We start from the raw sequence: 26,993 nt of genomic DNA, 5'->3' as shown, positions 1-26,993 counted from the left end.
ATGATGGATCAATGACCGATCAGACCGCCGGCACGGCGGGTCCCGTTCAGTCCGCCCCCGACACGAGCGCCGCCGCTCCGGCGCCGCAGCCCCCCGCCGATCAGGATCACTCCGATCAGGCCCTGGGATACACGCTCTGGGCGGTTCTCCGCAGGGATCCCGCACGTCCGTTCACCCTCTCCAGCGACGCCGTGGATCCCGCGGTGAAGCAGTACGAGCACCTCGTCGCCCAGCTCGAGGGCGAGGGCGTGACCGTCCGCGGCACCTACGACGTCTCGGCCCTGCGCGCCGACGCCGACATCATGCTGTGGCTCACGGGCCCGGCGCCCGAGGAGCTGCAGCGGGCCTACCGCGAGCTGCGGCGCACGGAGCTGCTGGTCGGCCTCCTGCCGACGTGGAACGCGATGGGCGTGCACCGCGACGCCGAGTTCAGCTCGAACCACCTCCCCGCCTACATGCGCGGGAAGGCGCCGGCCCGCTGGCTCACGGTCTACCCCTTCGTCCGCTCCTACGAGTGGTACATCCTCCCCGAGGAGGAGCGCCGCGCGATGCTCGCCCAGCACGGGCGCCAGGGCTCGCGGTTCCGCTCCGTCCTGACCAACACGGTCGCCTCGTTCTCGCTCGGCGACTACGAGTGGATCCTCGCCCTCGAGGACGAGGAGCTCGTCAACCTCGTCGACCTCATGCGCGACCTGCGCGCCACGGAGGCCCGCCGCCACGTGCGCGAGGAAGTCCCCTTCTACACAGGACGGCGCATCGACGCCGACCAGATCGCCGAGGTGCTCCGATGAGCGACACGACCAGCGAGCCGATCCTCGTCCGCGGGGCCACCCCTGCGGCGGCGTCCGGCCCCGAGCACGTCGAGGTCCCCGTGGCCTACGACGCGATCCTCCTCGCCGGCTTCGGCGGGCCGGAGGGTCAGGACGACGTCATCCCGTTCCTCCGCAACGTCACCCGCGGCCGCGGCATCCCGGAGGAGCGCCTCGAGGAGGTCGCCCACCACTACCGCCACTTCGGCGGCGTCAGCCCGATCAACGCGCAGAACCGCGCGTTGAAGAAGGCGCTCGAGGCCGAGCTCGCGAACCGCGGCATCGACCTCCCCGTGCTCTGGGGCAACCGCAACTGGGCGCCCTACATGAGCGAGGCCGTCGCCGAGGCGAAGGAGCGCGGGTTCACCAACCTGCTCGCCATCGCCACCAGCGCGTACTCCTCCTTCTCGTCCTGCAGGCAGTACCGCGAGGACTACGCGGCGGCGCTCGACGCGACCGGCCTCGAGGGCGAGCTGCGGATCGACAAGGTGCGCCAGTTCTTCGACCACCCCGGCTTCGTCATGCCGTTCGTCAAGGCCGTCCACGACGGGCTCGACGAGCTGCGCGAGCGGATGCCCGACCTCGATGTCACGTCCGAGGTGGAGGTGCTGTTCTCGACGCACTCGATCCCCATGGCCGACGCCGAGCGCAGCGGACCTCACGAGCGCCACGACGACGGCACCGTCGTCGACGTGCACGAGTTCGGACCGGGCGGTGCCTACGAGGCGCAGCACCTCGCCGTCGCCGAGGTCGTCATGGCCGCCGCCACGGACGAGGACGTGCCCTGGCAGCTGGTCTACCAGTCGCGCTCCGGCCCGCCCACCCAGCCCTGGCTCGAGCCGGACATCAACGACGCCATCGCGGAGCTGCCGGCCCGCGGCCGCCGCGCGCTGCTGATCGTCCCGCTCGGCTTCGTGTCCGACCACATGGAGGTCATGTGGGACCTCGACAACGAGGCCCTCGAGACCTCGGAGGAGCACGGACTCGTCGCGCTCCGCGTCGCGACCCCCGGCACGGACCCGGTCTACGTCTCCGGCCTGATCGACCTGGTCCTCGAGCGCGTCAACGGCGTGCCGACCGAGGACCGGCCCTCGATGACGGCGTTCGGCCCCTGGTACGACGTCTGCCGCCCCGGTTGCTGCGAGAACGTGCGAGCGGGGTTCAAGCCCGCCCTGGCGGGAGTCGCACCGTGATGAGGAGTCGTCTGTCGTGAGCATCAGAGTCGGCACCCGCGCGAGCGCGCTCGCGGTGGCGCAGACCCGGATGACGGCCGATCTGATGTCGGCCGCCGCGGGGGTCCCCGTGGAGCTGGTGCGCATCGAGTCGGACGGCGACCGCATGCGCGGCTCGCTCGCCTCCCTCGGCGGTACCGGCGTGTTCGTCAGCGCCCTGCGCGACGCGCTGCTCGCCGGGCGCTGCGATGCGATCGTGCACTCGCTGAAGGACCTGCCCACCGCTCCGGTGGAGGGCCTGCTGCTCGGAGCGGTCCCCGAGCGGGAGGACCCGCGCGACGCGCTCTGCGCCCGCGACGGGCTCACCCTGGCGACCCTGCCGGTCGGAGCCCGCGTGGGCACGGGCTCGCCCCGCCGGCGCGCGGCGCTGCTGGCCGCCCGTCCGGACCTCGAGATCGTGGACATCCGCGGCAACATCGACACCCGGCTCCGGAGGGTGCTGCCCGGCAGCGACTCGCCGCTGGACGCGATCGTGCTCGCCCTGTCCGGCCTGCGCCGCCTCGGCCGGGTCGACGCGATCACCGAGGTGCTCGGCTTCGACGTCTCCCCGCACGCCCCCGGTCAGGGAGCGCTGGCCATCGAGGTGCGCGACGAGGAGCCGTCGGAGGAGCTTCGCGCCGCTCTCGCAGCGGTCGAGCACGTGCCGACCCGCGCGGCGATCACGGCCGAGCGGTCGCTCCTCGCCTCCCTCGAGGCCGGGTGCGCCGCTCCGATCGGGGCCTCCGCGGTCGTCGAGGAGGACCGCGTCGTCCTGCACGGCGTGGTCTTCGCCGTCGACGGCGCGGCGTCCCTCGCACGGGAGGTCGCGGAGCCGGTCGATAACGGTTCGGTCGGCGGTGGTCGACACCGGGCGGATCCGCAGTATGGTGGTCGCGAACTGCCCGTCGTCGAAGCCGCGTTCCGTTGCGGCTCTCTGCTCGCTGACGCGCTTCTCGGTGCGGGTGCCTCCGAACTCGCACCCCTGGGAGCCCCTTCGTGATCGTCCCCGCCGCCTACTCCCAGTGGGAGAAGCCGTTGCAGGGGTGGCGCATCCTCGTCCCCCGCGGAGGCCCGTGGGGGGACGGTGTCGCCGCCGCTCTCCGAGCCAAGGGAGCCTCGCCCGTCGTCGCTCCGATGATCAACTTCGCGCCGACCGACGACTTCCCCGCGCTCGAGCAGGCCCTCGCCGACCTCGAGGCCGGCGCCTTCGACTGGATGACCGTCACGAGCGCCACCACGGTCGATGTCCTCTCCCTCCTGCGCACCACCGTGCCCGCGAGCACCAAGGTGGCGGCGGTCGGCGAGACCACGGCGGCCGCGCTCGTCGCCGCCGGGTACTCCGTCGACCTCGTCCCCTCCGAGGACAACTCCGCCCGCGGCCTCCTGGCCGAGTGGGAGGAGGCCACCGGCGGCCGACACCCCCTGCGCGTGCTGACGCTGCGGTCCGAGATCGCCAAGCCGCTGCTCACCGAGGGCCTCACCCGCATCGGGCACGACGTGCGCTCCGTGGTCGCCTACCGCACGGTCGGCGTCCCGGTGGAGGAGCGCGTCGTGGCGGATGTCGCCGGCGGAGCCGTGCACGCGATCCTCGTCACCTCGGGCAGCGTGGCGGAGCAGGTCCAGAAGCAGCTCGGCCCGGTGCCCGAGTCGATCCTCGTCGCCGCGATCGGCCCGCAGACCGCGAAGGACGCCCGCGCCTTCGGCCTGCGCGTCGACGTCGTCGCCGACGAGCGCTCGGCCTCCTCCCTCATCGACGCGGTCGCCGCCGTCGCCACGGAGCGCGCTCCCCGCTGAGCCGCCTCCCCGGCGCGACGTCGGCCGGGAGGGGCGGGCCTCGCCCCGCAGGCCAGGGATCCGCCTCTCGGCTGATGTCGTGCGTCCGGAGCACCTCCACGGGGTGAGGCGTCCGCGCTCCCGGGAGGTGCTCGGCGGGGCGGGATTACGCTGGAGGACATGACTGCCATCCGCCCGCGCCGCCTCCGCACGACCCCCGCACTCCGCCGTCTCGTCCAGGAGACGCGCATCCACCCGGCGCAGCTGATCCTGCCCCTCTTCGTGGCCGAGGGGACCACCGAGGCCCAACCGATCGGGTCGATGCCGGGGGTGATGCACCACTCGCTGGACAGCGTCCGCGGTGCGGTGACGGAGGCGGCCGAGGCGGGGATCGGCGGTGTGATGCTGTTCGGCGTGCCGACCACGCGCGACGCGGTCGGCTCCGGTGCGACCGACCCCGACGGCGTGCTCAACGCCGCGACGCGGGTCGTCGTGGAGGAGGTCGGCGACGCGCTGGTCGTGCAGACCGACCTGTGCCTGGACGAGTTCACCGACCACGGCCACTGCGGTGTCCTCGACGACCGCGGGCGCGTCGACAACGACGCCACGCTCCTCCGCTACGAGGAGATGGCGCTCGCCCAGGCCGAGGCCGGCTCCCACCTGCTCGGGCTCTCGGGGATGATGGACGGCCAGGTCGGAGCGATCCGCGCCGCTCTCGACGGCGCCGGGCACCTGGACACCGCGATCCTCGCGTACTCGGCGAAGTACGCCTCCAGCTTCTACGGTCCGTTCCGCGAGGCCGTGCAGTCCACGCTCGAGGGCGATCGCCGCACCTACCAGCAGGACCCGGCGAACCGCCGCGAGGGCCTGCGCGAGGCGACCCTCGACCTCGCCGAGGGCGCCGACGTGGTGATGGTGAAGCCGGCCATGAGCTACCTCGACGTGCTCTCGGACGTCGCCTCCGTCTCGGACGTGCCGGTCTGGGCGTACCAGGTGTCGGGGGAGTACGCGATGATCGAGGCCGCCGCCGCGAACGGCTGGATCTCGCGCGAGCCGGCGATCCTGGAGTCGGTCACGGGGATCCTCCGCGCGGGGGCCGACGCGGTTCTCACCTACTGGGCCGTCGAGATCGCTCGCGACCTGCTGAGATAACCGCCTCCTCCTCCCGGGAGCGAGCCTCGGCATCTCGTCCGAAAGCGCCTCTCCGGCGCGAGGGCGCCGGGCGGCGCGCGTACCCTGGAGGGGTGACCACCTCGGCGAACGACACCCTGTACGAGCGTGCCCGGCACGCGATCCCCGGAGGCGTCAACTCGCCCGTCAGAGCGTTCCGCTCGGTCGGCGGGACCCCGCGCTTCATGGTCTCGGCCGCCGGCCCGTACATCACGGACGCGGACGGGCGCGAGTACGTCGACCTCGTCTGCTCCTGGGGCCCTGCCGTCCTCGGGCACGCGCACCCCGAGGTCGTCGCGGCCGTGCAGGAGGCGGCCGCCCGCGGTCTCTCGTTCGGCGCGTCCACTCCCGCCGAGACGGATCTCGCCGAGCTGGTCGAGGCGCGGATCACGGCCGGGGGAGTCTCGCCGATCGAGAAGCTCCGCCTGGTCTCCACCGGCACCGAGGCGACGATGACGGCGATCCGCCTCGCCCGCGGCGTCACCGGCCGCGACCTGCTGATCAAGTTCTCCGGCCACTACCACGGCCACTCCGACGGGCTGCTCGCCGATGCCGGCTCCGGTCTCGCGACCCTCTCGCTGCCCGCCTCCGCCGGCGTCACGGCCGCGACCGCGGCCCAGACGATCGTGCTGCCGTACAACGACCTCGAGGCGGTGCGCGCGGTCCTGGCCGAGCGTGGCGCCGACATCGCGGCGGTCATCACCGAGGCCGCGGCCGCCAACATGGGCGTGGTCGCTCCGGACCCGGGCTTCAACGCGGCCCTCGCCGAGCTCGTGCACGCGAACGGATCGCTGCTGATCATGGACGAGGTGCTGACCGGCTTCCGCGTGAGCGCCGGCGGCTGGTGGGGGCTCGAGAACCGCGGCGCCGAGGCTCCGTACCGGGCCGACCTCTACACCTTCGGCAAGGTCATCGGCGGAGGGATGCCGGTCGCGGCTCTCGGCGGCCGTGCGGACGTCATGGACCACCTGGCGCCGCTCGGGCCGGTGTACCAGGCGGGCACCCTCTCCGGGAACCCGGTCGCGGTGGCCGCGGGCATCCGGACGCTGCAGCTGGCCGACGACGCGGTCTACGCCTCGCTGGACGCCACGGCGCTGACGCTCCAGCGCGAGGTGTCGGCGGCGCTGACGGCCGAGGGCGTCGCGCACACGGTGCAGACGGCCGGGAGCCTCTTCAGCTTCATGTTCACGGACCTGGGCCGGCCGGTGCGGGACTACGCCGAGGTCCAGGCGCAGGAGTCGTTCCGCTACCCGGCGTTCTTCCACGCGATGCTCGACGCGGGCGTCTCGCTGCCGCCGTCGGTGTACGAGGCCTGGTTCGTCTCGGCCGCGCACGACGACGCGGCGATCGGGCGCATCGTGGACGCGCTGCCGGCGGCGGCGAAGGCCGCGGCGGCCGCTCGGGCGTAGGCTCCGGGGCCACCCGCGGATCAGGCGGGGGCCCGCCGCGCTGAAGCGGCGGACGTCCCGCGCGCCCGGCCGCCGGCGTGCGGCGACCGGGCAGGGGCCCTCAGCCCCGGCGCGAGACCGACTTCGGCAGCACGAACACCAGCGCGAAGGCGGCGACCGCCATCAGGGTGCTGAGGAGCATCGCGGGAGCCGCGGCGTCGAGGAAGCCCGAGGCGACCGTGTCCGGACCCGTGATGACGAGGCTCCCGAACAGCACGCTGCCGATGACCGCGATGCCCACGGCCGAGCCGATGCGCTGGATCGCCGAGATCACGCCGCTCGCCGCGCCCGCGTCCTGCGGGTCGACGGTCGAGACGATGAACTGCACGTTCGGGGCGATGAAGAAGCCGTTGCCGAGGCCTGCGATCAGCAGCGGCGGCAGGAGCTGCCAGTTGCTGATCGAGTCCGGGGTCGCGGTCAGCAGCACCAGCCAGACCCAGCCGAGCCCGATGGCGAGGAGCCCGCTGCCCATCACCAGGACGTTGCGCCCCAGGCGCGCGGTCATCCGGTTGCTCTGCGAGGAGCTGATGATGCTGCCGATCGCGAAGGGGATCGAGACCAGGCCCGACTCGAGCGCGGTGTGGCCGAGGCCCGACTGCCAGAGCAGCGAGATGGTGAAGAAGATGCTCGTGAAGGCCGCGAAGTAGACCAGCGCGAGGATCACGCCTCCGGTGAAGGCCGGGTGGCGGAACAGCGACGGCGGCACCAGGGGAGCGCGGCCGCGGCGGACGTGGAGGACCTCCCAGGCGCCGAACGCGGCGAGGAGCAGGACTCCGCCGGCGATCGAGAGGAAGGTCCACAGCGGCCAGCCCTCGTCCTCGCCCTGGATGAGCGGGACGAGCAGGGCGACCAGGCCGCCGGAGACGAGCACGAGACCGAGCCAGTCGACGCCTCCGCTCGGGGCGCGGTCGCCGGCCTCGAGGTCGCGGCGGGCGGGGAGGAGGACCGCGGCGGCGATCAGGGTCGCGACGCCGATCGGCAGGTTCACCCAGAAGACCAGGCGCCAGCCGTTCTCGTCGCCGAAGGCCTGGATGATCAGGCCGCCGATGATCGGACCGAGCGCCGACGAGACGCCGAGGACCGCGCCCATCACCGCGAAGGCCTTGCCGCGCGAGGGACCGCGGAACAGGAGCTGGATGTAGGCGTTGACCGCCGGGACGAAGACGCCGCCCGCCAGGCCCTGCACGATGCGGGCGATGACGAGCTGGGTGTCGTCCGCGGCCAGTCCGCACGCGAAGCTAGCGACGGTGAAGAGGGCGATGCCGCTGACGAAGACCCACTTGTGCCCGAAGCGGTCGCCGAGGCGGCCGGCGGGGATGAGGGCGAGGCCGAACGCGAGGGCGTAGCCGGAGATGATCCAGGAGAGCGTCGACTCGGAGGCGTCGAGCGTGGTGCGGATGGTGGGCAGCGCCACGTTCACGATGGTCGTGTCGAGCAGGGCGATGAACATGCCCGCGAGCAGGACGATCAGCGAGCGCCAGGCGCGCTTGTCGGGGGCGGGAGGGGCGCCGGTCGATCGGGCGGTCGACGTCTCGGTCATCGCAGGAGTGCCTTTCGAGCAGGGGAGGGGCGGTCCGTCAGACCTGTTCGAGGGACGCGACCGGGTGTGAATGCTCGCAGGAGAAACCGGGTTTCCGCACGCCGGGATCTGTGGGGGCCTTCAGGCGGAGGGCATGCCGCAGGCTCGCCTCGCGGGGCGTCAGCGGATGCGCGACTCCGCTAGCCGGGCGCAGTCGATGCAGAGCTCGGCCGTGGGCCGGGCGGCGAGGCGGGCGGCTCCGATCGGGCGGCCGCACGAGGCGCAGTCCCCGTAGCCGCCGGTGCCGAGGCGGGTGCGAGCGGCGTCGAGCTCGCGCGCCGTGCGGGCGAGAGCGTCGCGGACTCCGGCCATCCGCGACCACTCGGCCGAGAGCGGCGTGCCCTCCGGGTCGTGCTCGTCATCGGCGGTGCCGTCGGCACGGTCGCGCAGGAGCTCGGCCAGCGAGGCCTCGAGCCGGGCCGCCTCGTCGCGCGTCTCGGCCTGCCGCTCGGCCAGCAGCGCGTCGAGGAGGCGCGCCTCGTCCGGATCCATCGGCATCCGACCATGCTGCCACCCACGCGGGCGGCGGGGCATCGTTGTGCGATCCGGCGCTGACCCGGCGGCGGGCGGCGGGGCAGACTAGAGGCATGCCCGTCGTGACCGTGCTCCCCGACCGCCTCGAACTCCGCCTCACCGCGGCCGAGCGACTGCTCGCGTTCCACCGCAGCGACGTCGTCGTCGACCGGTCGAGCATCCGCTCGGCGACGGTCACCGAGGACCCCTGGATCTGGGTCCGGGGCATCCGCGCGCCGGGCACCGCGGTGCCGCTCACGCTCGCGGCCGGCACGTGGAAGTTCCACGGCGGCAAGGACTTCCTGCTGATCAAGCGCACCGCCTCGGCCGTCGTGATCGACCTGGTCGACGAGGACTACTCCCGCCTGATCGTGAGCACCAAGCACGCTCCCGAGCTGATCGCGGCCCTCCAGCTGGGGACGACGACCGCGGCGATCCCCGTGATCGAGACCGACGACCTCGTGATCGTCCCCGAGGTCGCCGAGCAGGCGGAGCGGGCCCAGGCGGCCGCCGCGGAGAAGCGCGCGAAGAAGAAGGCGAAGGCGGCGGAGGCCGCGGCCGTGGCCGCGGAGGCGGCGGGTCCGGCGACGGTGGTCGAGGTCCGGGAGGCGGCGAGCAGCGGGAGCGCGGCGGCCGCGGCTCCGGAGGCGGACGGCGTCGTGGCGCCGACGGAGTCAGCAGCGGGGGCCGCTCCGAAGAGCCCGAAGGCGACGCCGAAGGCCGCTCCGAAGACGAGTGCTCGGACCGCCGCGAGCACGCCGGCCGGGTCCGGGGGGTCCGCGCCCGTGGACGTCATCGGCTCCGAGCCGATCGACTCCGCAGCTCCGGTGAAGCCCGCCGAGCCGAAGCCCGCGGAGCCGAAGCCCGCCGGGCCGAAGTCCGCGGGATCGAAGCCCGCCGAGCCGAAGCCCGCCGGATCCGAGTCCGCCGAGCCCGCCCCCGCGAAGCCGGCTCCGGCCGCGAAGCCCGCGCCGAAGCCCCGCACGCCGGCGAAACCCCGCGCCGCGCGCCCCGACTCCTCCGTCGGTCACGCGTCGGCCGAGCCGAGCGGCGCCACCGAGGCCGCGGAGTAGCGCACCGCCGCACGAGCAGCAGCCACGCAGCGCCGGCCGAGGCGCCCACTCCTCCACGCTCGAGGCGGGCGGACGCCCTCCGCCGACGCCGTGCCCTCAGGCGCGGACGTCCACCAGCGTCCGACCGTGCGAGCGGCCGGCGAGCACGTCCTCGGCCGCGTCGACCGCCCCGCCGAGCGGCACCGTCGTCGTCAGCTCGTCGAGCAGCTCCAGGTCGAGGTCGTGGGCGAGGCGGCGCCAGGCCTCCTCGCGGAGCTTGCGCGGCGCCTCCACCGAGTTGATGCCGGCCAGCGTCACTCCGCGCAGGATGAACGGCATCACGCTCACCGGCAGGTCCGGGCCCTGCGCGAGACCGCACGCCGCCACGGTGCCGCCCCACCGCGTCTGCGCGAGGGCGTTCGCGAGCGTGTGCGAGCCGGCGGAGTCCACCGCTCCCGCCCAGCGCTCGGACTGCAGCGGCTTCCCGCCCTCCTGCAGCTCGGCGCGGTCGATGACGTCGGAGGCGCCCAAGCGCTGGAGCAGAGCGCCGTGCTCGCCGAGCCGGCCGGTCGAGGCGACGACCTCGTGGCCGAGGCGCGCCAGGAGCGCGACGGCGAGCGACCCCACGCCTCCCGAGGCCCCCGTCACCAGGACGGGACCGCTGCCCGGCCGCACGCCGTGCCGCTCGAGCGCCAGCACGGCCAGCATCGCCGTGAAGCCCGCGGTGCCGATCGCTCCGGCCCGTGCCGCCGAGATGGCGCCGGGCAGCCGGAGCAGCGACGCGGAGTCGACACGCGCCCGCTCGGCGAGCCCGCCGTCGTGGCGCTCGCCGAGGCCGGCGCCGTTGAGCACCACCCGGTCGCCGGAGTCGAAGCGCTCGCCCGCCTCGCCGTCCGCGTACTCCACGGTGCCGACCAGGTCGATGCCGGCGACGAGCGGGGTGCGGCGAACGATCCCGGGCCGCCCCGCCAGCGCCAGGGCGTCCTTGTAGTTGACGCTCGAGTACTCGACGGCGATCGACACGTCGCCGTGCGAGCGGTCGGGGTCGTCGCGCTCGAGGAGGCGGGCTCGGTTGGGGGTCTCGGTGTCGGAGTCGGAGTGCCGCTCGACGACGATGGCTCGGTACATGGGCCCACGCTACGCCCGCGGGCCCCCGGCCGGGCGGTCAGTTCAGGGGCCGGGTGCCCTCGGGGAGCGATCCGCCGGAGTAGAGGGCGGAGGCCGCGTCCTGGAGCGCCGTCAGGGCGACGCGCTGCGTCCACGGACCGTAGGAGACGCGGGCCAGCCCGAGCTCCTCGAAGCGGGCGGGGGACTGCGATCCGGGGACGCCGATGACGCTGACCCGCTGCCGCCCGAGGGCGGCGACGAGGGACTCCAGCTCGGCGTCCTGGAGCAGCCCGGGGACGAAGAAGCAGGTGGCGCCGGCGTCGAGGTACGCGCGGCCGCGCTCGATCGCGTCGGCCAGGACCTCGCCGCGGTCGCGGTCGCCGGCGCGGAGGAGCACATCCGTGCGGGCGTTGAGCGCGAAGGGCACCGCCTCCTCCTCGGCCGCGGCGACGGCCTTCTCGACCGCTCGCAGCGCCTCCGGGAGCGGCTTCGCCTGGTCCTCGAGGTTCGCGCCCACGACGCCGATCCCGATCGCGCGGCGGACCGTCTCGCCGGCGTCGCCGTAGCCCGCCTCGAGGTCGGCCGAGACCGGGACCTCGACGGCGGCGACGATGCGCTCGATCATGCCCAGGTGCAGCTCCAGCGGGATCCGCTCGCCGTCCTCGTAGCCGAACGCCGCCGCGATGGAGTGGCTGGCGGTCGCGAGCGCCCGGGTCTCCGGGAGCGCGGCGACCGTGGTCGCGCTGATCACGTCCCAGACGTTCACCACCTGCAGCAGCTCGGGGGCGGTGTGGAGGTCGACGAGGGTGCGCCCGCGCGCTTCGATGCTCATGGCACGAGCGTAGGGCCCGCGTGCGCGGCGCAGGCCGCCGCATCGCAGTCGGCGCAGACCACGAGCTGGGCGCGGCAGGAGAGGTCGGTGCAGTTGCGCATCCGGCTGGTCGGCGCGGCGCACGAGGTGCAGCGGCCGAGCACCTCGGCGTCGGGGGAGAAGGAGACGGAGCCGCGGCCGTCGAAGACGTACAGGGCCCCCTTCCACAGCCCGCGGTCGCGCCGCGCCTCGGCGTAGCGGACGACGCCGCCGTCGAGCTGGTACACCTCGCCGAAGCCGCGCGCCGTCATCAGGCTCGACAGCACCTCGCAGCGGATGCCGCCGGTGCAGTACGTGACGACGGGCCGGCCCTTGAGGTGGTCGTAGACGCCGGCGTCGAGCTGCTCGACGAACTCGCGGGTGCTGGAGACCCCCGGCACGATCGCCCCCTCGAACCGGCCGATCTCGGCTTCGAAGGCGTTGCGGCCGTCGAAGAGCACCACGTCGTCGCGCTCGGCGACCAGGGCGTCCAGCTGGTCCGGGTCGAGCCGCGGCGCCGTCCCGACGACCCCGTCGGCGTCGACCCGCAGCTCGTCGGGCGCTCCGAACGAGACGATCTCGTCGCGCACCTTCACCGAGAGACCGGGGAAGTCGAGGCTGCGGCCGTCGTCGTCGAGGCCGGAGCCGTCGCTCCACTTCACCTCGAGCCCGTGGAAGGCCGAGTGCTCACGGGTGCGGCGGACGTAGCGCTTCAGGGCGTCCATCCCGCCGCCCAGCGTGCCGTTCACCCCGTGCTCCGAGATCAGCAGGCGCCCGCGCAGGCCCAGCGACTCGCACAGCTCGCGCTGCCACAGCCGCACGGACTCGGGGTCGGCCAGCGGCACGAAGCGGTAGAACAGCAGGATCTTCGGCAGCACCGGCACATCCTACGAGGACGTCCGGACCGGGGCGCGGCGTGTGGCAGCATCGTCGGGTGCCCGACGCCTCCGCCCCCGTGCCGCACTCCCGCCTCGAGGACGTCTTCGGTCTCGTCACCGGTGCGTTCGTCGTGTCGCTCGGCCTCTACCTGCTGCGCGCGAGCCAGGCGGTCACGGGCGGCACCGCGGGTCTCGCACTGCTGCTGGGGTACCCGCTCGACATCCCGTTCGGCGTGATCCTCGTCACGGTCAACGTGCCGTTCCTCGCCCTCTCGCTGTGGAAGAAGGGCTGGCGCTTCACGCTGCGGACCATGTTCTCGATCGTGCTGGTCTCGGTCCTGGCGGGCCTGCACCCGCTGGCGTTCGGCGAGCTGCGGATCGAGCCCGTCTACGGCGTCCTCACGGGCGACGTGCTCGCGGGGATCGGCCTCCTGATCCTCTTCCGGCACGGGTCGAGCCTGGGCGGATTCAGCATCGTCGCCCTGATCGCGCAGGAGCGGCTCGGCTGGCGGGCGGGCTACGTGATGATGGCGCTCGACGCGTGCGTGGTCGCGGCCGCGCTGCTGGTGGTGCCTCCGCTGAACGTGCTGATCTCGGCGGCGGGAGTGGTGGTGCTCAACCTGGTCCTGGCGTTCAACCACCGGCCCGGGCGCTATCTCGGGTCCTGACCCCCTCCGCAAGCCCTTCGGCGCGCACCGCCGGGTTCCTAGGCTGAGGGCGCGGGCCCCCGCCCGCCCTTCCCGAACGGAGAAACCGGATGTCCGACTGGACCTACGACCCCTACGCCCGCCTCGGCGAGGTGCCGACCTTCGCGCTCGAGAGCGACGACATCGCCGACGGTGCGCCCCTGTCCGCCCGCCACTACGGCGAGGGCTCCGGCGGGGAGGACGTCTCGCCGCACCTGCGCTGGTCGGGAGCCCCCGCCGAGACGAAGAGCTTCGCCGTGACGGTGTTCGACCCCGACGCGCCCACCGGCTCCGGCTTCTGGCACTGGGCCGTCTACAACCTCCCGGCCGACACCACGGAGCTCCCCACGGGAGCCGGAGCCGCCGGCTTCGAGCTGCTCCCGGCGGGCGCGCAGACGCTGCCCAACGAGATGCGGCTGCGCCAGTTCGTCGGAGCGGCGCCGCCGGACCGCGAGCACCGCTACTTCTTCGTGGTGCACGCCCTCGACGTCGAGTCGCTCGACCTCGATCCGGAGTCGACGCCGGCGATCCTCGGCTTCAACGCGCACTTCCACACCCTCGCGCGGGCGCAGATCGTCGCCACGGCGACGCCGGACGGCGCGAAGGGCTGACCCGCTCCGCGGGGAGCGCGCGCTACCCGAAGAGGGTGCGCGCCTCCTCGTAGCGGGCGTCCGGGACCGTCTTGAGGGTGCCGAGCGCCTCGGCGAAGTCCACGTGGTAGATGTCGGTGCCGCGCAGGGCGACCATGCGGCCCCAGTGCTCGGCGACGACGGAGTCGATGGCGGCCATGCCCAGGCGGGTCGCGAGGACGCGGTCGAACGCGGTGGGCGTGCCTCCGCGCTGGATGTGGCCGAGCGTCGTGGCGCGGGTCTCGATGCCGGTGCGCTCCTCGATGAGCGGGGCCAGCAGCTCGCCGATGCCGCCGAGGCGGGGCCGGCCGAAGGCGTCGAGGCCGCGCTCGGAGTGGGCGTCGTCCATCGTGTCGAGCGAGAAGCCCTCGGCGACCACGACGAGCGGTGCGCGCCCGCGGTCCTGCGCGCTCTGCACCCACTCGACGATCTGGTTTAGGGAGGTGCGCTTCTCCGGGATGAGGATGACGTGGGCGCCCGCGGCCATGCCGGAGTGCAGGGCGATCCAGCCGACGTGGCGGCCCATGACCTCGGCGACCATGCAGCGGCCGTGCGAGTCGCCGGTGGTGCGGAGGCGGTCCATCGCGTCGGTCGCGATGCCGACGGCGGTGTCGAAGCCGAAGGTGTAGTCGGTGGCGCCGAGGTCGTTGTCGATGGTCTTGGGGACGCCGACGATCTTGAGGCCCGCGTCCGTGAGGCGCTTGGCCGCCGCCAGGGTGCCCTCGCCGCCGATCGCGATGATCGAGTCGATGCCGTTGCGGTCCATCATCTCGGCGATCTTCTCGGGGCCGCCGTTCTCGCCCTCGAAGGGGTTCGTCCGGCTGGTGCCGATGATCGTGCCGCCCTGCTTGGCGATGCCCTGGATCTCGGGGCGGCCCAGGGGCAGGAGGTCGCCGTCGACCACTCCGCGCCAGCCGTTCCGGAAGCCCACGAACTCCTGGTCGTAGACCTTGATGCCCTTGTAGACGGCACCGCGGATGACGGCGTTGAGGCCGGGGCAGTCGCCACCGGAGGTCAGGATCCCGATCTTCACCCGCTCAGGTTAGAGGACCCGGTGAACGGATGTGCACGCGGACGACGACGGGCCCCTCCTCGCCGCCTCGAGGAAGGGCCCGTCGTCGTGCTCGGTGCTGGTGGGACTAGGTCGTGACGAGCTCGCCGTTGACGCCGCGGGGGAAGAATCCGCCGGTGCGCGTCCCGGCCGCGGGGTTCAGGTACACGATGTTGAGGACCTGGCCCGGGGTGCGGCTGAACGCGATGGAGCTGCCGTCGGTCGGGACGATGTTCGCCTGGCCGTTGACCTTGACGCCCTGGTCGAGGTCAGTCTTGCCGTCGAGGCTGTCGCGCGCGTCGGAGAGCTTGTTCGCCGAGTCGGACAGGTCGGCGGCGTAGATCGCCGAGCGGATCGCGCCCGCGTGGTACGCCTCCACCGCGAGGATGCCGGCGGCCGCGTCGAGGTAGGTCTTCGACTGGATGAGCGGGGCGGCGCCCTTGTAGGCGGTCACTCCCACGTCCTCGAAGACGAAGGCGCCGAGCAGGAAGTTCGACTCGCTCGCGAACGGGTCGAACGACTGACCGGCCTTGATCAGCCCCGCCGCAACGGCGGCGGAGTTGAAGCTGTCCTTCAGGTTGATCGCCGGGCGGGCCACCTTCGCGGTGCCCAGCGCGGCCCGCAGGAACTGCACGTGGGCCTTCTCGTCGTTCGCGACCTCGGTGGCGAAGCTCTTCAGCCACGGGGTCTTGAAGTCGACGGGGCGGCCGCCGATGACGCCGCCGGGCGTGCCCTTGCCGGTCACGTCCGAGCCGCCGAGGCCGGTGCCGTAGACGGCGCGGAGGTAGAACTCGGCCTCGAGGTACTCGAGGTTGAGGGCGAAGTTGAGGATCGAGGCGTCGCTGGGGCCGCTGGCAGCGACCTCCTCGGCGGAGGCGGTGGGCGCGGCGAGGGCCGCGGCTCCGATGCCGAGGCCGGCGACGCCGGTGGCCTCGAAGAAGCGGCGACGGTCGAGAGCGGTCTCAGAGCTCTTGACGATCGCGTTGCGGATGAAGGTCGTGTCGAACATGTGCGCATCTCCAGTGATAGGCGGGTGCCGGGCGGCTGGAGCGCCGCCGCGACAGCGCGAAGCTACGCCCGGGATCGACCTGCTGACCAGTGGAAACGGGCGATCGGATCCGCGCATGTGTTCACGCCGTCTGAACCAATCCGCCGGGCGTGTCGCTCCGAACACGTCGTGGATGGGGGTTCTGTGGAGGAGCGTCCGATCCGGTGTCGGAGCCGCCGGTTACCATCACTGCGTGTCGATCCCCGCCCCTGCTCCGGAGCCCGCCTGGGCGACGGTCTACGCGCCGGCGGAGCCGGTGAGCCTCGCGCTCACCCTCCGCACGCTGCTGCGGGGCTCGGGCGACCCGACCATGCTCCTCGACGCGTCCGGCTTCTGGCGGGCGTTCCGCACGCCGCTCGGCCCGGGCACCCTGCATCTGCGGCAGGCGGTGGACGGCGCGGTCCACGCGCGCGCCTGGGGCGGGGGAGCGGAGTGGCTGATCGACGCGGTCCCCGAGCTCCTCGGCCACGGCGACGACTGGAGCGGGCTCGACCTGTCGGCCCACGCGCCGCTCGCCGAGGTGCTCCGCCGCTCGTCGGGCCTGCGCCTCACGCGCGCGAACCTGGTGTTCGAGATGCTCGCGCCGTCGGTCCTCGAGCAGAAGGTCACGAGCACGGAGGCGTGGCGCGCCTACCGGGTGCTGGTGCGCCTCCACGGGGAGCCCGCCCCGGGGCCGGTCGCTCTGCACGTGGCTCCGAGCGCGCAGCAGTGGCGACGGGTGCCCTCGTGGGACTGGCACCGCGCGGGAGTGGATCCGCGGCGCTCGCGGACCGTCCTCACCGCCGCGCTCGTCGCCTCCGGCCTCGAGCGGACCCTCGCGCTCGGGCGGGGCGGCGACGAGGTCGCCCGTCGGCTGCAGTCGGTGCCGGGGATCGGGCCGTGGACGGCGTCCGAGGTGATGATGCGCGCCCACGGCGATCCGGACGCGGTCAGCGTGGGCGACTACCACCTGGCCGCGGCCGTCGGCTTCGCGCTCACGGGTCGGCTCGGGGTCGACGACGACGGCATGCTCGAGCTCCTCGAGCCGTGGCGCGGGCACCGGCAGCGGATCATCCGGCTGATCGGCTGCAGCGGAGCGAGGAAGCCGCGGCACGGCCCGCGGATGACCATCCAGGACCACCGCCGGCACTGATCCGCTCCTCCACAGGGGCGGCTCGCGGGCGAGTCGGCGCGACCACCGCGTCACGCCGCGTCCGGGCGGCGGCTCGGGCTTAGCCTCGGAGGATGCAGCAGTCGACGACCCCAGGTGTGCCCGGCAGCGACCCGGAGCGCGAGCCCGACGACGCGGCCGTGCGGAGCGGCGTCGACGCGACGATCGGTGGTCGGACGCCGGAGGGCGGCACGGAGTCGGACGACGAGGTCGAGGCCGGTGAGGCGCGCGACTCCGTGAGCGGGGCCGAGGTCGTGCCGGCGCCGGAGTCCGCGTCCGAGGACGTGGCCGAGCCTCAGGACGAGCAGGAGTCCGACGCTGAGGACGAGGACCTGCGCGAGCCCGGTGTTCAGGACGAGGACGAGGTCGTGCGCGACGCTGAGGACGAGGCCGTGAGCGAGCCCGATGCCGACGACGAGGTCGTGCGCGATGCTGAGGACGAGGTCGTGCATGGGCCCGACGCCGCGTCGGAGTCGGAGCACGCCGCGCCCGCCGCCGCCGAGCCCGAGGTCGACGACCGCCCGATGATCGAGCGCGTCGAGTCCCTGGTCCGCCGCTGGATCGCGCGCAGCGGCGAGTTCCCGGTCGAGCCCGCCGCCCAGCGGCTCGCGGGCGTGCTCCAGGACCCGAACGGACTCGACTTCACCGTCGGGTTCGTCGACGGCGTCGCCCGGCCCGAGGACCTCTCGGTCGCGGCCGAGAACCTCGCGGCGCTCACCGCGAAGACGCCCGCCTTCCTCCCCTCCTACCTGCGCGCGGCGATCAGCACCGGCGGCGCCGTCGGCCCCGTGCTGCCCTGGGTGGTCGTGCCCGCGGCCCGCCGGGTCCTCCGCCGCCTCGTCGGGCACCTCGTGGTCGACGCCTCGGAGGCGCGTCTCGGTGCGGCCGTCGCCGCGCTGCGCGAGGGCGGCGACCGGCTCAACCTCAACCTCCTCGGCGAGGCCGTGCTCGGCGAGCGCGAGGCCCGCCGCCGCCTCGAGGGGACCCTCCGCCTGCTCGAGCGGCCGGACGTCGACTACGTCAGCGTCAAGGTCTCGAGCGTCGTCAGCCAGCTGTCGATGTGGGCCTTCGAGGAGGAGGTCGACCGCGTCGTGGAGCGTCTCACCCCGCTCTACCAGGCCGCCGCGTCCGCAGCCGACCCCACCTTCATCAACCTCGACATGGAGGAGTACCGCGACCTCGACCTGACGGTCGCCGTGTTCCGGCGCCTCCTCGAGCAGCCGGGCATGCTCGACCTCGAGGCGGGCATCGTCCTGCAGGCCTACCTGCCCGACTCCGTCCGCGTGCTCGACGAGCTGACCGAGTGGGCGCAGGAGCGTCGGGCCCGCGGCGGAGCCCCGATCAAGGTGCGCGTCGTGAAGGGCGCGAACCTCGCGATGGAGCGGGTCGACGCGGCCCTGCACGACTGGCCGCTCGCGACCGTCGGCAGCAAGGTGGAGGCCGACACGAACTACAAGCGCCTGCTCGACCGGGCACTGCGGCCGGAGCGCGTCGACGCGGTGCGCGTGGGCGTCGCCGGGCACAACCTCTTCGACCTCGCCTGGGCGTGGCTCACGGCGACCGAGCGCGGGGTGACCGGCGCGGTCGAGATCGAGATGCTGCTCGGGATGGCGACCGGGCAGGCGCGCGCCGTCCGCGAGGACGTGGGACGCCTCCTCCTCTACACGCCCGTCGTGCACCCGCACGAGTTCGACGTGGCCATCTCGTACCTCATCCGCCGGCTCGAGGAGAACAGCAGCCCCGAGAACTTCCTGTCGGCCGCGTTCCGCCTCGACGACGAGGAGGTGCTGCAGCGGGAGCTCGGCCGCTTCCGCGCCTCGCTCGAGGCCCTCGACGACTCCGTCCCGCCGCCGAACCGCACGCAGGACCGCCTGCGGGAGTGGTCCTCCGGCTCCGGCCGCCGCCTCGTGCAGGAGCACGCCCGCGCCGGCGAGCGGGCGCAGGACCCGGCCGCCGCGGGCCTGACGCAGGCCGTCCTCGGCCTCAGCCGCGGCTCCGGTGCCGCCGCCGCGACCGCGGGCTTCCACAACGAGCCCGACACCGACCCCGCCCTCCCCGGCAACCGCCGCTGGGCGCGCCTGATCACCGAGCGCATCGCCGGCTCGACCATCGGAGCGGGCACGGCCGACGCCGCGCGCGTGAGCACCGAGGCGGAGCTCCAGGAGGTGCTGCGCACGGTGTCCCGCCGCGCGGAGCGCTGGGGCGAGCGCCTGGGCTACGACCGAGCGGCCGTGCTCGACCGCGCCGGCCTCGTCCTCGCCGCGAACCGCGACCGCCTGATCGAGGTGATGGCCTCCGAGACCGGCAAGACGATCGCCGAGGCCGACCCCGAGGTCTCCGAGGCCATCGACTTCGCCCACTACTACGCCACCCGCGCCCGCGAGCTCGACGCCGTCACCGGGGCCACCTTCGTCCCCGCTCGGGTCACCGTCGTCGCTCCGCCGTGGAACTTCCCGGTCGCCATCCCGGCCGGATCGATCCTCGCGGCGCTCGCCGCCGGCTCCGGAGTCGTGGTGAAGCCGGCGCCCCAGGCCCGCCGCTCGGCCGCTGTGCTCGTCGAGGCGCTCTGGGACGCGGGCATCCCGCAGGAGCTCCTCGCCCTGGTCGACCTCGACGAGGAGGAGCTGGGACGGGCGCTGATCACCGACCCCCTCGTGGACCGCGTGCTGCTCACCGGCTCCTACGAGACCGCCCGCCTCTTCCGCTCCTGGCGGCCCGGCCTCGCACTGCAGGCCGAGACCAGCGGCAAGAACGCGATCATCGTCACTCCCCACGCCGACTACGACCTCGCCGTCGCCGACATCGTCCGCAGCGCCTTCGGGCACGCCGGCCAGAAGTGCTCCGCCGCCTCCCTGGTGATCCTGGTCGGCTCGGTCGCCCGCTCCAAGCGCTTCCGCGCTCAGCTGGTCGACGCCGTCACGTCGCTCCGCGTCGGCCGGCCCGACGACCCGTCGGCGGTGATGGGGCCGCTCATCGAGGAGCCCACCGGCAAGCTCCTGCACGCGCTCACCACGCTGGGCGGAGGCGAGTCGTGGCTCGTCGAGCCGCAGCGCCTCGACGAGAGCGGCACGCTCTGGTCCCCCGGGATCCGCGAGGGCGTCACCGAGGACAGCTACGTCCACCTCACCGAGTTCTTCGGCCCGGTGCTCGGGATCATGCACGCGGCGACCCTCGAGGACGCCGTGCGGATGCAGAACGGCACCGAGTACGGGCTCACGGCCGGGCTCCACTCCCTGCACGCCGACGAGCTCGCCCTCTGGATCGACTCGGTCGAGGCGGGCAACCTCTACGTCAACCGGGGCATCACCGGAGCGATCGTCCGGCGCCAGCCCTTCGGCGGCTGGAAGCGCTCGTCCGTCGGCGGCGGCGCGAAGGCGGGCGGACCCAACCACCTCATCGGCCTCGGCTCCTGGAAGCCCTCGCCCGCGCGCTCCTCCTCGACGCTGCACCTGCGCGGCCTCGACGACCGCGCGCGCCAGTTCATCGAGGCGGCCCAGTCCTCGCTCCGGTTCGAGCAGTTCGACCTGCTCCGCCGCTCCGCCCTCTCCGACCAGCTCGCCTGGGCGACCGAGTTCGGCGTCGTCACCGACATCTCGAAGGTCGGCGTCGAGCGGAACCTGTTCCGCTACCTCCGCGTGCCGATCGCGCTGCGCCTGGCCGACGGCGGCGACCTCGGAGAGCTCCTCCGCGTCATCGCCGCGGGCCTGCTGACCCGCTCCCGGATGGACATCTCCACGTCCCTCCCGCTCCCGCCGCGGGTCCAGGAGATGCTCGGCGGCGACGAGCTCGCCGAGATGGCGGGCCTCGTCCCGCGCATCGTCGTCGAGACCGACGCCCAGTGGCTCGAGCGCGCCGCGGCCGGCCGCATCACGGCGCCGCGCATCCGCATCATCGGCGACATCGTCTCCGACCGCGTCGACGGCTATGCGGGCCCGCAGGCCCCCGGCAGCCCGACGCACGGACAGCAGGCCGTCGTCCGCCGATCGTCCGACTCGACCGGCTCCTTCACCGACGTCGTCGCCGGCATGACCCGCGGCAGCACGGGAACTCCGGTCCCGCTCACCCGCGCCGACGGATCCCGCGTCCCCCTCGCGACCGCCCTCGCCGAAGCCCTCGGCGGCGCCCTCGACACCGCCGTCTACGCCGACCCGGTCACCCCCGCCGGCCGCGTCGAACTGCTGCCCTTCCTCCGCGAGCAGGCGATCTCGATCACGAACCACCGCTTCGGCAACCCGATCGATCTGAGCGACGACGTGCTGTGAGTTGGATTCCACGCCCGTCCCTGACGGGCGTGGCGCGGTCGGCTTCTCTACGGGGTGCGTTCTGAGGAGCGGGGGGCGTTCGGCTACAGCGATCCGCTGGTACGCGGATCGCTGGTTCGCCTCGGTGGCGGTGCTCGCGGGGATGATGTGGATCGAGTGTGGCGCGGTCGGCTTCTCGACGGGGTGCGTTCTGAGGAGCGGGGGCGTTCGGCTACAACGATCCGCTCGCACGCGGATCGCTGGTTCGCCTCGGGGGCGGTGCTCGCGGGGATGGTGTGGATTCTGTGTGGCGCGGTCGGCTTCTCGACGGGGTGCGTTCTGAGGGGCGGGGTGCGTTCGGCTACAGCGATCCGCTGGTACGCGGATCGCTGGTTCGCCTCGGGGGCGGTACTCGCGAGGATGGTGGGATCAGGCGGGCGCGGGTCGGCGTCCCGACGGAGCCTCGGGACGCGGCTCGACGAGGGGCGACGGGGGACTTACTTGTCGCGGCAAGTAGTGGGTAGGGTGGGGGGATGAGTGCGCCCGAGACACGCTGGCTGACGCCCGATCAGCTCGACGCCTGGCTGCGCTTCATCGCGGTCGTGGAACTGCTGCCGGGCGCCCTCGACACGCAGCTGCAGCGCGACGCGGGGCTCACGCACTTCGAGTACCTGACGCTGGCGATGCTGTCCGAGGCGCCCGACCGCGCCCTCCGGATGACCACGCTCGCCGCCCGCACCAACGCGACCCTGCCCCGGCTCTCGCACGTGGTGACCCGCCTCGTCGCCCGCGGCTACCTCGAGCGCCGCCCCTGCGCCTCCGACGGCCGCGCCACGAACGCGGTGCTCACCGACGCCGGCCTCCAGAAGATCGTCGACACGGCGCCCGGTCACGTCGCGACCGTGCTGGCCGACGTCATCGATCCGCTCGACGCCGAGCAGATCCCGCAGCTGGCCGACATCATGTCGCGCATGCTCGCCCGGCTCGACCCCGAGGGCAGGATGACGGTCGACGCCGTGCGCTCCTCGCTCGGAGACCCCGACACCCGCTCCTGCTGAGCGCACCGACCCCTCGCTCCCGGGGCGGACCGGCCTCGGCCGCGGCCGGATCCGTGTACAGGGACTCCCGGACGTGCCCGTCAGGGTCCTCGAGGCCGCGCGCCCACATGGAGCCGAGGCCCTGCACCGCGACCGGCTCGGCGCCGCCGGAGGCCTACCCGTTCCCGAGCACCTCGCCGACCTCCTCCCGGCTGCCGACGCTCACCGAGAAGAGGCCCTGCACCTGGGAGCGCGCGTCGACGATCTCCTTCGACCTGGAGGTCGAGAAGGAGGGGTGCGGGAGGAGCATCGCGGACACGTGCTCGGAGGCGACGGAGCAGGCGGCGTCGTCGCTGAACAGAGGATTCAGGGCCGAACAGAAGATCCAGGGTCCGGCCGAGCGCTGGGGAGAACGCCCTAGAGCGCTCCGGATCCGTCAAAGGGAGGCCGACGAGGATCGAGTCGACGGCCCTCCGCGTCAGTCCGGCGATCGGCCGGGCGACACGCGGTAGGCCATGCCATCATCACCTCGTGCAGTTCACCACGACGCTCTTCCAGATCGGCAACAACACCGGCATCGAGGTGCCGCCCGAGGTCCTCGAGGCCCTCGGCGGCGGCAAGCGTCCCGCCGTCGCGGTGACGGTGAACGGCTACCGCTTCACCAGCACGGTCGGAGCGATGGGCGGACGCGCGCTCATCCCGTTCTCGGCCGACAAGCGCCGCGAGACGCAGCTCGCCGGCGGTGACGCGATCGACGTCGTGATCGAGCTCGACACCGCGCCGCGCGAGGTCGTCGTGCCGGAGGACCTGGCGTCCGCGCTGGCCTCGGCGGGCGCTGCGGAGCGCTTCGCCGCGCTCTCGCCGAGCGCGCGGAAGGCCCACGTCACGTCGGTCGAGGGCGCGAAGGCCGCCGAGACGAGGGCGCGCCGCGTCGCCTCGATCGTCGCGGCGCTCGTCGGCTGACGGGCGCGCCACGGTCCGGGACGCCACCTCGTCGCCGGATAGGCTGCCTCCGGCGCCCCACGGCGGAGCGCTCTGGAAGCGGAGTCGGGGGACTTGATGGGTGCGGTTCGGCGTTGGGTGTTCCCGATCGTGTGGATGGTCATCATCGGAGCGGCGAGCATCGCCCTGGTGAAGATCGCGTTCTTCCCGGACGGCGCGGCCGAGGCCGATCCGACGCAGCCGACCGGTGAGATCACCGAGCCGACCGTCACGGTCGCCCGCGGCACGGTCACCAACGACCTCACCCTCCAGGGCACCGTCGCCGCCGACCCCGCCGTGCCGCTGAAGGCGACGGCGGCCGGAACGGTCGACGACGTCTACGTGCAGCAGGGCGCGGCCGTCGCGTCGGGCGATCTCATCTACGACATCCGCGTCGAGACTCCGCGCGACCCGGTCGAGACGACCGGCCCGGACGGCGCCGTCACCCTCACCCAGCAGGAGCCCTCCGTGCGCTTCGAGCGGGTCTACGCCGCGACCGGCGGCACCCTCAGCGCGCTCGGCGTCATCCACGACCAGGCCGTCACGGTCGGCGAGGTGACCGGACAGGTCGCGCCGCCGAGCTACGCCGTCACCGGCACGATCGACGCGCAGCAGCTCTACCGCATCCAGAACCGGCCGACGGAGGCGCAGGTCGCGATCACCGGCGGGCCCGCCGGCTTCACCTGCACCGACCTCACCATCAGCACCCCTCTCGCCGGAGCCGGCGAGGGCGGCACGACCGGCGGAGCGACGGACGGCGGCGGTGGAACCTCCACCGGCGGCTCCGGCACGAGCTTCACCTGCCAGGTGCCGACGGAGGTCACCGTGTTCCCCGGGCTCGCCGCCTCGGTGACGCTCGCGGGAGGCAAGGCGGAGGACGTCCTCGTCGTGCCGACCACCGCGGTCGAGGGCACCGCCCAGTCCGGCGTCGTGTTCCGCCGGGCGGACGACGGCAGCACCGAGGAGGTCCCGGTGACGCTGGGACTCACCGACGGCAGCTCCGTCGAGATCACCGGCGGAGTGGAGGAGGGCGCCGAGCTCCTGCAGTTCGTGCCGGGCGCGGAGGAGGCTGCTCCCGACGTCCAGCTGGGCGGCGACTGCATCGCGCAGCCCGACGGCTCGGTCTTCTGCTCGTGACGATCCTCCGGCTCGAGGGGATCCGCAAGGTCGTCCCGCTGCCCGACGCGCCGCCGCTGACGATCCTCGACGGAGTCGATCTCGAGGTGGGCGAGGGCGACCACGTCTCGGTCGTGGGCCGCAGCGGTTCCGGCAAGTCGACGCTGCTCAACATCCTCGGACTCATCGACGAGCCCACCGAGGGGCGGATGCTGCTCGAGGGCGCTCCCACCGAGACCCTGTCCTCGCGGGCCCGCGCGCGCATCCGCGGCGGCAGCATCGGCTTCATCTTCCAGCAGTTCAACCTGCTGGAGGGGCGGACCGCCCGCGAGAACGTGATGACGCCGCTGCTCTACGCGACCGGATCGGAGTTCTGGCGCCGCCGCGACCTCGCGGCCGAGATGCTGGAGCGGGTCGGCCTCGGGCACCGCGTGGACTCGATGCCCGGGCGCATGTCCGGCGGCGAGCAGCAGCGGATCGCGATCGCCCGCGCCCTGGTGCGCCGACCGCGGCTGATCCTCGCCGACGAGCCGACGGGCGCCCTCGACACCGACACCGGCGAGAGCGTGATGGGCCTGCTCGACGAGATCGCCCGCGAGTCCGGCTCCGCGCTGGTCACCATCACCCACGACCCGGCCATCGCGGCGCGGGCCGAGCGCCACTACCGGCTCGACCACGGCCGCCTGGGCTCGACCGCGGATGCGGGCCCCGTCGCCGAGGCGGCGGTCCTCTGATGCGCGCGCTCGTCGGGATCGCCGGCGCGATCGTCGAGGCGTGGACCGAGCTGCGGATCCACCGCGGACGCGTGCTCCTCTCGCTGATCGGAGTCGCGGTGGCCGTCGCCGCCCTGACCGCGGTCGTCGCGGCCGGCGGCATCGCCCGCCAGGCCAGCATCGAGCAGGCCGAGCGCTCCAGCGGGCGCCCGGCGAGCCTCTTCCTCTCCGCCTACCCCTCCGGTACCGGCACCTCCGAGGTGGATGCCGACGCACTCCAGGCCGCGTGGACCGGTGCGCTCGAGCGGTACTCCATCACCTACGCGAGCCGCTCGACCTACGGCAGCGCGCGCGTCCAGTTCGCCGACGGCGCCGTCGACGTCGCGGTGCAGGCGGTCGACCAGCCCTTCGCCGAGATGCACCGGCTGAAGATCGTGGACGGCTCCTGGTTCACCGCCCGCGACTCCCAGCGCCTCGCTCCCGCCCTCGTCGTCAACGAGCGCTTCTGGGAGCGGATCGGGAGCCCGGATCTGCGCACCCACCCGGTGGTCACCCTGCTCGGCTCCGAGCGCGACGTCACGGGCGTGGTGGTCGGCGTGACTCCCTCCTCGCAGTTCGAGACGGATCCGTCGATGATGATGCTCGCGGACGCCTACCCGGCGGTCGCCCGCGACGCCGACCCGCAGTACGGCGGGCAGGGCGTGCCGAACTACGAGATGTGGGTGCCGCTCGACCTGGCCGAGCCCCTCGCCGCGGCGGTGGAGCGCGACGTGGCCGGCGCCCTGGGATCCGACTTCGAGGTGTCGGTCGACCGGCAGGACTACCTGGTCTACGACTCCGACCCCTTCGGCGTGCTGACCTGGGTGATCGGCGGCGTGGCGGGCCTGGTGCTGGCGCTCGGCGCGCTCGGACTGCTCAACATCGCCCTGGTCACCGTCCGGCAGCGGATCCGCGAGATCGGCATCCGACGCAGCTTCGGCGCCTCCTCCGGCCGCATCTTCTTCTCGATCATGATGGAGAGCGTCGTGGCGACCGTCGTCGCGGGAGTGGTCGGCGTGACGGTCGCGGTCATCCTCGTCACCAACCCGTGGACGGTGGCCTTCGTGCAGGACAACGGGATCGCCGACATCCCGCCTTTCCCGGCCGAGGCGGCGCTGCTCGGGCTCGGGGCGGCGACCCTCGTCGGCGCGCTCGCGGGCCTGGTGCCGGCGATCGTCGCCGTGCGGGTGAAGGTGATCGACGCGATCCGCTACTGAGGCCCGCCGAGGGTGACGACGAGCTCGTCGCCCTCGAGCGCGGCGCGCGCGTCGGAGTAGTGCGCGATCCGGGGCAGCCCCCGGGTGCTCGCACTCTCGTGGCTCCCGACGACGATCACGCGCATGCCCGCGTCCAGACCCGCCCGGATGCCGGCCTCGGCGTCCTCGAACACCAGCGCTTCCTCGGGGGAGACGCCGAGCAGGGCCGCGGCGGCGAGGTAGCCGTCGGGAGCGGGCTTGCCGTTCGCGACGTCGTGCGCGGTGACGACGGTGTCGGGGGAGGGGACGCCCGCCGCAGCCAGACGTGCGGCCGCCAGCGCCGGGCTCGCGGACGTGACCAGGGCGACGCGCTCGCGGGGGAGTGAGGCGAGGAACGCCGTCGCGCCGGGGATCTCGACGGTGCCCTCGGTGTGCTCGAGCTCGTACGCGTCGAGCTCCGCGACGATCGCGTCGACGTCGCTGCCGGCCGGAGCGAAGCGGCGGACGCTGTCGGCGGCGCGGACACCGTGAACGGCGCCGAGCACCGCGTCGTGGTCGAGAGCGAAGCGCTCGGCGAAGGCACCCCAGATGGTCTCCACGACGGCCGTCGAGTCGACGAGCGTCCCGTCCATGTCGAAGAGGGCGGCGCGGGCTCGGAGGAGGTGGGGCATGCGTCCATCCTGGCGGTCGGCGGCCTCCGGTGCCTGCCGGTGCGG

At 73.5% G+C, this 26,993-nt stretch carries 25 protein-coding genes; 16 read left to right on the top strand and 9 right to left on the bottom strand.

Annotated elements, in window-relative coordinates; genetic code table 11:
- Positions 1-11 precede the first annotated feature (11 nt).
- The 6 genes from hemQ (at position 12) to hemL (ending at position 6,372) form a co-directional block, all read left to right on the top strand.
- On the top strand, positions 12-791 hold the full coding sequence (gene hemQ, locus C5C35_RS06100) for a hydrogen peroxide-dependent heme synthase (RefSeq protein WP_104233087.1): 780 nt from the start codon (positions 12-14) through the stop codon (positions 789-791).
- Positions 788-2,002 carry a ferrochelatase gene (locus C5C35_RS06095; RefSeq protein WP_104262752.1) on the top strand — a complete coding sequence of 405 codons (1,215 nt, stop codon included), beginning with the start codon at positions 788-790 and terminating at the stop codon, positions 2,000-2,002. Before hemQ ends, C5C35_RS06095 begins: the two co-directional genes overlap by 4 nt.
- 16 nt (positions 2,003-2,018) lie before the next feature.
- Positions 2,019-3,020 carry a hydroxymethylbilane synthase gene (gene hemC, locus C5C35_RS06090; RefSeq protein WP_104262751.1) on the top strand — a complete coding sequence of 334 codons (1,002 nt, stop codon included), beginning with the start codon at positions 2,019-2,021 and terminating at the stop codon, positions 3,018-3,020.
- Positions 3,020-3,814: a uroporphyrinogen-III synthase gene (locus C5C35_RS06085; protein WP_104222950.1), complete on the top strand. Its 795-nt coding sequence runs from the start codon at positions 3,020-3,022 to the stop codon at positions 3,812-3,814. Before hemC ends, C5C35_RS06085 begins: the two co-directional genes overlap by 1 nt.
- 159 nt (positions 3,815-3,973) lie before the next feature.
- The gene (hemB, locus tag C5C35_RS06080) at positions 3,974-4,945 is read left to right on the top strand and encodes a porphobilinogen synthase (protein ID WP_104262750.1); all 972 of its coding nucleotides are present in this window, start codon (positions 3,974-3,976) and stop codon (positions 4,943-4,945) included.
- A 92-nt stretch (positions 4,946-5,037) separates the two neighbouring features.
- Positions 5,038-6,372 carry a glutamate-1-semialdehyde 2,1-aminomutase gene (gene hemL / locus C5C35_RS06075; protein ID WP_104246920.1) on the top strand — a complete coding sequence of 445 codons (1,335 nt, stop codon included), beginning with the start codon at positions 5,038-5,040 and terminating at the stop codon, positions 6,370-6,372.
- 100 nt (positions 6,373-6,472) lie between these two features.
- Here hemL and C5C35_RS06070 read toward each other — a convergent pair whose 3' ends face one another.
- Together C5C35_RS06070 and C5C35_RS06065 are read right to left on the bottom strand one after the other, a co-directional pair.
- Positions 6,473-7,951: an MFS transporter gene (locus C5C35_RS06070; protein WP_104233092.1), complete on the bottom strand. Its 1,479-nt coding sequence runs from the start codon at positions 7,949-7,951 to the stop codon at positions 6,473-6,475.
- A 159-nt stretch (positions 7,952-8,110) separates the two neighbouring features.
- The gene (locus tag C5C35_RS06065) at positions 8,111-8,488 is read right to left on the bottom strand and encodes a TraR/DksA family transcriptional regulator (protein WP_258059381.1); all 378 of its coding nucleotides are present in this window, start codon (positions 8,486-8,488) and stop codon (positions 8,111-8,113) included.
- Between the two features lie 89 nt (positions 8,489-8,577).
- Between C5C35_RS06065 and C5C35_RS17190 the strand changes: the two genes are divergently transcribed.
- Positions 8,578-9,576 carry a hypothetical protein gene (locus tag C5C35_RS17190; protein WP_258065577.1) on the top strand — a complete coding sequence of 333 codons (999 nt, stop codon included), beginning with the start codon at positions 8,578-8,580 and terminating at the stop codon, positions 9,574-9,576.
- 96 nt (positions 9,577-9,672) lie between these two features.
- Here C5C35_RS17190 and C5C35_RS06055 read toward each other — a convergent pair whose 3' ends face one another.
- The 3 genes from C5C35_RS06055 to C5C35_RS06045 are packed head-to-tail and all read right to left on the bottom strand — an operon-like array spanning position 9,673 to position 12,390.
- Positions 9,673-10,683, bottom strand: coding sequence for an MDR family oxidoreductase (locus C5C35_RS06055; RefSeq protein WP_104222871.1), 1,011 nt, complete (start codon positions 10,681-10,683; stop codon positions 9,673-9,675).
- A gap of 37 nt (positions 10,684-10,720) precedes the next feature.
- Positions 10,721-11,494, bottom strand: a complete 774-nt coding sequence (locus tag C5C35_RS06050; protein ID WP_104262749.1) for an isocitrate lyase/phosphoenolpyruvate mutase family protein — start codon at positions 11,492-11,494, stop codon at positions 10,721-10,723.
- Positions 11,491-12,390, bottom strand: a complete 900-nt coding sequence (locus C5C35_RS06045) for a rhodanese-related sulfurtransferase (protein WP_104222869.1) — start codon at positions 12,388-12,390, stop codon at positions 11,491-11,493. The genes C5C35_RS06050 and C5C35_RS06045 overlap by 4 nt, the downstream gene beginning before the upstream one ends.
- A 56-nt stretch (positions 12,391-12,446) precedes the next feature.
- Here C5C35_RS06045 and C5C35_RS06040 point away from each other — a divergent pair, with 56 nt between their 5' ends.
- Both C5C35_RS06040 and C5C35_RS06035 read left to right on the top strand, forming a co-directional pair.
- Positions 12,447-13,058, top strand: a complete 612-nt coding sequence (locus C5C35_RS06040) for a YitT family protein (protein WP_244230588.1) — start codon at positions 12,447-12,449, stop codon at positions 13,056-13,058.
- Between the two features lie 89 nt (positions 13,059-13,147).
- Positions 13,148-13,687, top strand: a complete 540-nt coding sequence (locus tag C5C35_RS06035; RefSeq protein ID WP_104222867.1) for a YbhB/YbcL family Raf kinase inhibitor-like protein — start codon at positions 13,148-13,150, stop codon at positions 13,685-13,687.
- A gap of 22 nt (positions 13,688-13,709) precedes the next feature.
- Here the strand turns inward: C5C35_RS06035 and C5C35_RS06030 are convergent, their stop codons facing one another.
- A complete protein-coding gene (locus C5C35_RS06030; protein ID WP_104226151.1) occupies positions 13,710-14,738 on the bottom strand; it encodes a 6-phosphofructokinase in 1,029 nt (342 codons plus the stop codon).
- Positions 14,739-14,844: 106 nt separating this feature from the next.
- Positions 14,845-15,765 (bottom strand): ferritin-like domain-containing protein, encoded by a 921-nt coding sequence (locus C5C35_RS06025; RefSeq protein ID WP_104222865.1) that lies wholly within the window; start codon positions 15,763-15,765, stop codon positions 14,845-14,847.
- A 232-nt stretch (positions 15,766-15,997) separates the two neighbouring features.
- Between C5C35_RS06025 and C5C35_RS06020 the strand changes: the two genes are divergently transcribed.
- The 3 genes from C5C35_RS06020 (at position 15,998) to C5C35_RS06010 (ending at position 22,253) form a co-directional block, all read left to right on the top strand.
- Complete coding sequence (locus C5C35_RS06020) at positions 15,998-16,936, top strand: DNA-3-methyladenine glycosylase (protein ID WP_258064157.1); 939 nt, start codon at positions 15,998-16,000, stop codon at positions 16,934-16,936.
- Between the two features lie 542 nt (positions 16,937-17,478).
- Entirely contained in the window at positions 17,479-21,216 is a 3,738-nt protein-coding gene (locus C5C35_RS06015; protein ID WP_104262794.1) for a proline dehydrogenase family protein, read from the top strand.
- Between the two features lie 512 nt (positions 21,217-21,728).
- Positions 21,729-22,253, top strand: coding sequence for a MarR family winged helix-turn-helix transcriptional regulator (locus tag C5C35_RS06010; protein WP_104233099.1), 525 nt, complete (start codon positions 21,729-21,731; stop codon positions 22,251-22,253).
- A gap of 154 nt (positions 22,254-22,407) precedes the next feature.
- Here the strand turns inward: C5C35_RS06010 and C5C35_RS16925 are convergent, their stop codons facing one another.
- Complete coding sequence (locus C5C35_RS16925) at positions 22,408-22,551, bottom strand: hypothetical protein (RefSeq protein ID WP_181134080.1); 144 nt, start codon at positions 22,549-22,551, stop codon at positions 22,408-22,410.
- Positions 22,552-22,763: 212 nt separating this feature from the next.
- Between C5C35_RS16925 and C5C35_RS06005 the strand changes: the two genes are divergently transcribed.
- From C5C35_RS06005 to C5C35_RS05990, 4 genes are all read left to right on the top strand, one after another.
- Positions 22,764-23,195, top strand: coding sequence for a YdeI/OmpD-associated family protein (locus C5C35_RS06005; RefSeq protein ID WP_104262748.1), 432 nt, complete (start codon positions 22,764-22,766; stop codon positions 23,193-23,195).
- A gap of 135 nt (positions 23,196-23,330) precedes the next feature.
- Entirely contained in the window at positions 23,331-24,350 is a 1,020-nt protein-coding gene (locus C5C35_RS06000) for an efflux RND transporter periplasmic adaptor subunit (RefSeq protein ID WP_104222862.1), read from the top strand.
- Complete coding sequence (locus C5C35_RS05995) at positions 24,347-25,063, top strand: ABC transporter ATP-binding protein (RefSeq protein WP_104222861.1); 717 nt, start codon at positions 24,347-24,349, stop codon at positions 25,061-25,063. The genes C5C35_RS06000 and C5C35_RS05995 overlap by 4 nt, the downstream gene beginning before the upstream one ends.
- Positions 25,063-26,298: an ABC transporter permease gene (locus tag C5C35_RS05990; RefSeq protein WP_104260405.1), complete on the top strand. Its 1,236-nt coding sequence runs from the start codon at positions 25,063-25,065 to the stop codon at positions 26,296-26,298. Before C5C35_RS05995 ends, C5C35_RS05990 begins: the two co-directional genes overlap by 1 nt.
- On the opposite strand, the gene C5C35_RS05985 is transcribed toward C5C35_RS05990, so the two are convergent.
- Entirely contained in the window at positions 26,292-26,948 is a 657-nt protein-coding gene (locus C5C35_RS05985; RefSeq protein ID WP_104233104.1) for an HAD-IA family hydrolase, read from the bottom strand. The genes C5C35_RS05990 and C5C35_RS05985 overlap by 7 nt on opposite strands.
- Positions 26,949-26,993 lie beyond the last annotated feature (45 nt).

This window comes from Rathayibacter sp. AY1F8, assembly GCF_002932165.1.
Classification (GTDB): domain Bacteria; phylum Actinomycetota; class Actinomycetes; order Actinomycetales; family Microbacteriaceae; genus Rathayibacter.
The sequence above is the reverse complement of the archived record's forward strand: the minus strand, read 5'-3'. Positions and strand labels throughout refer to the sequence as shown.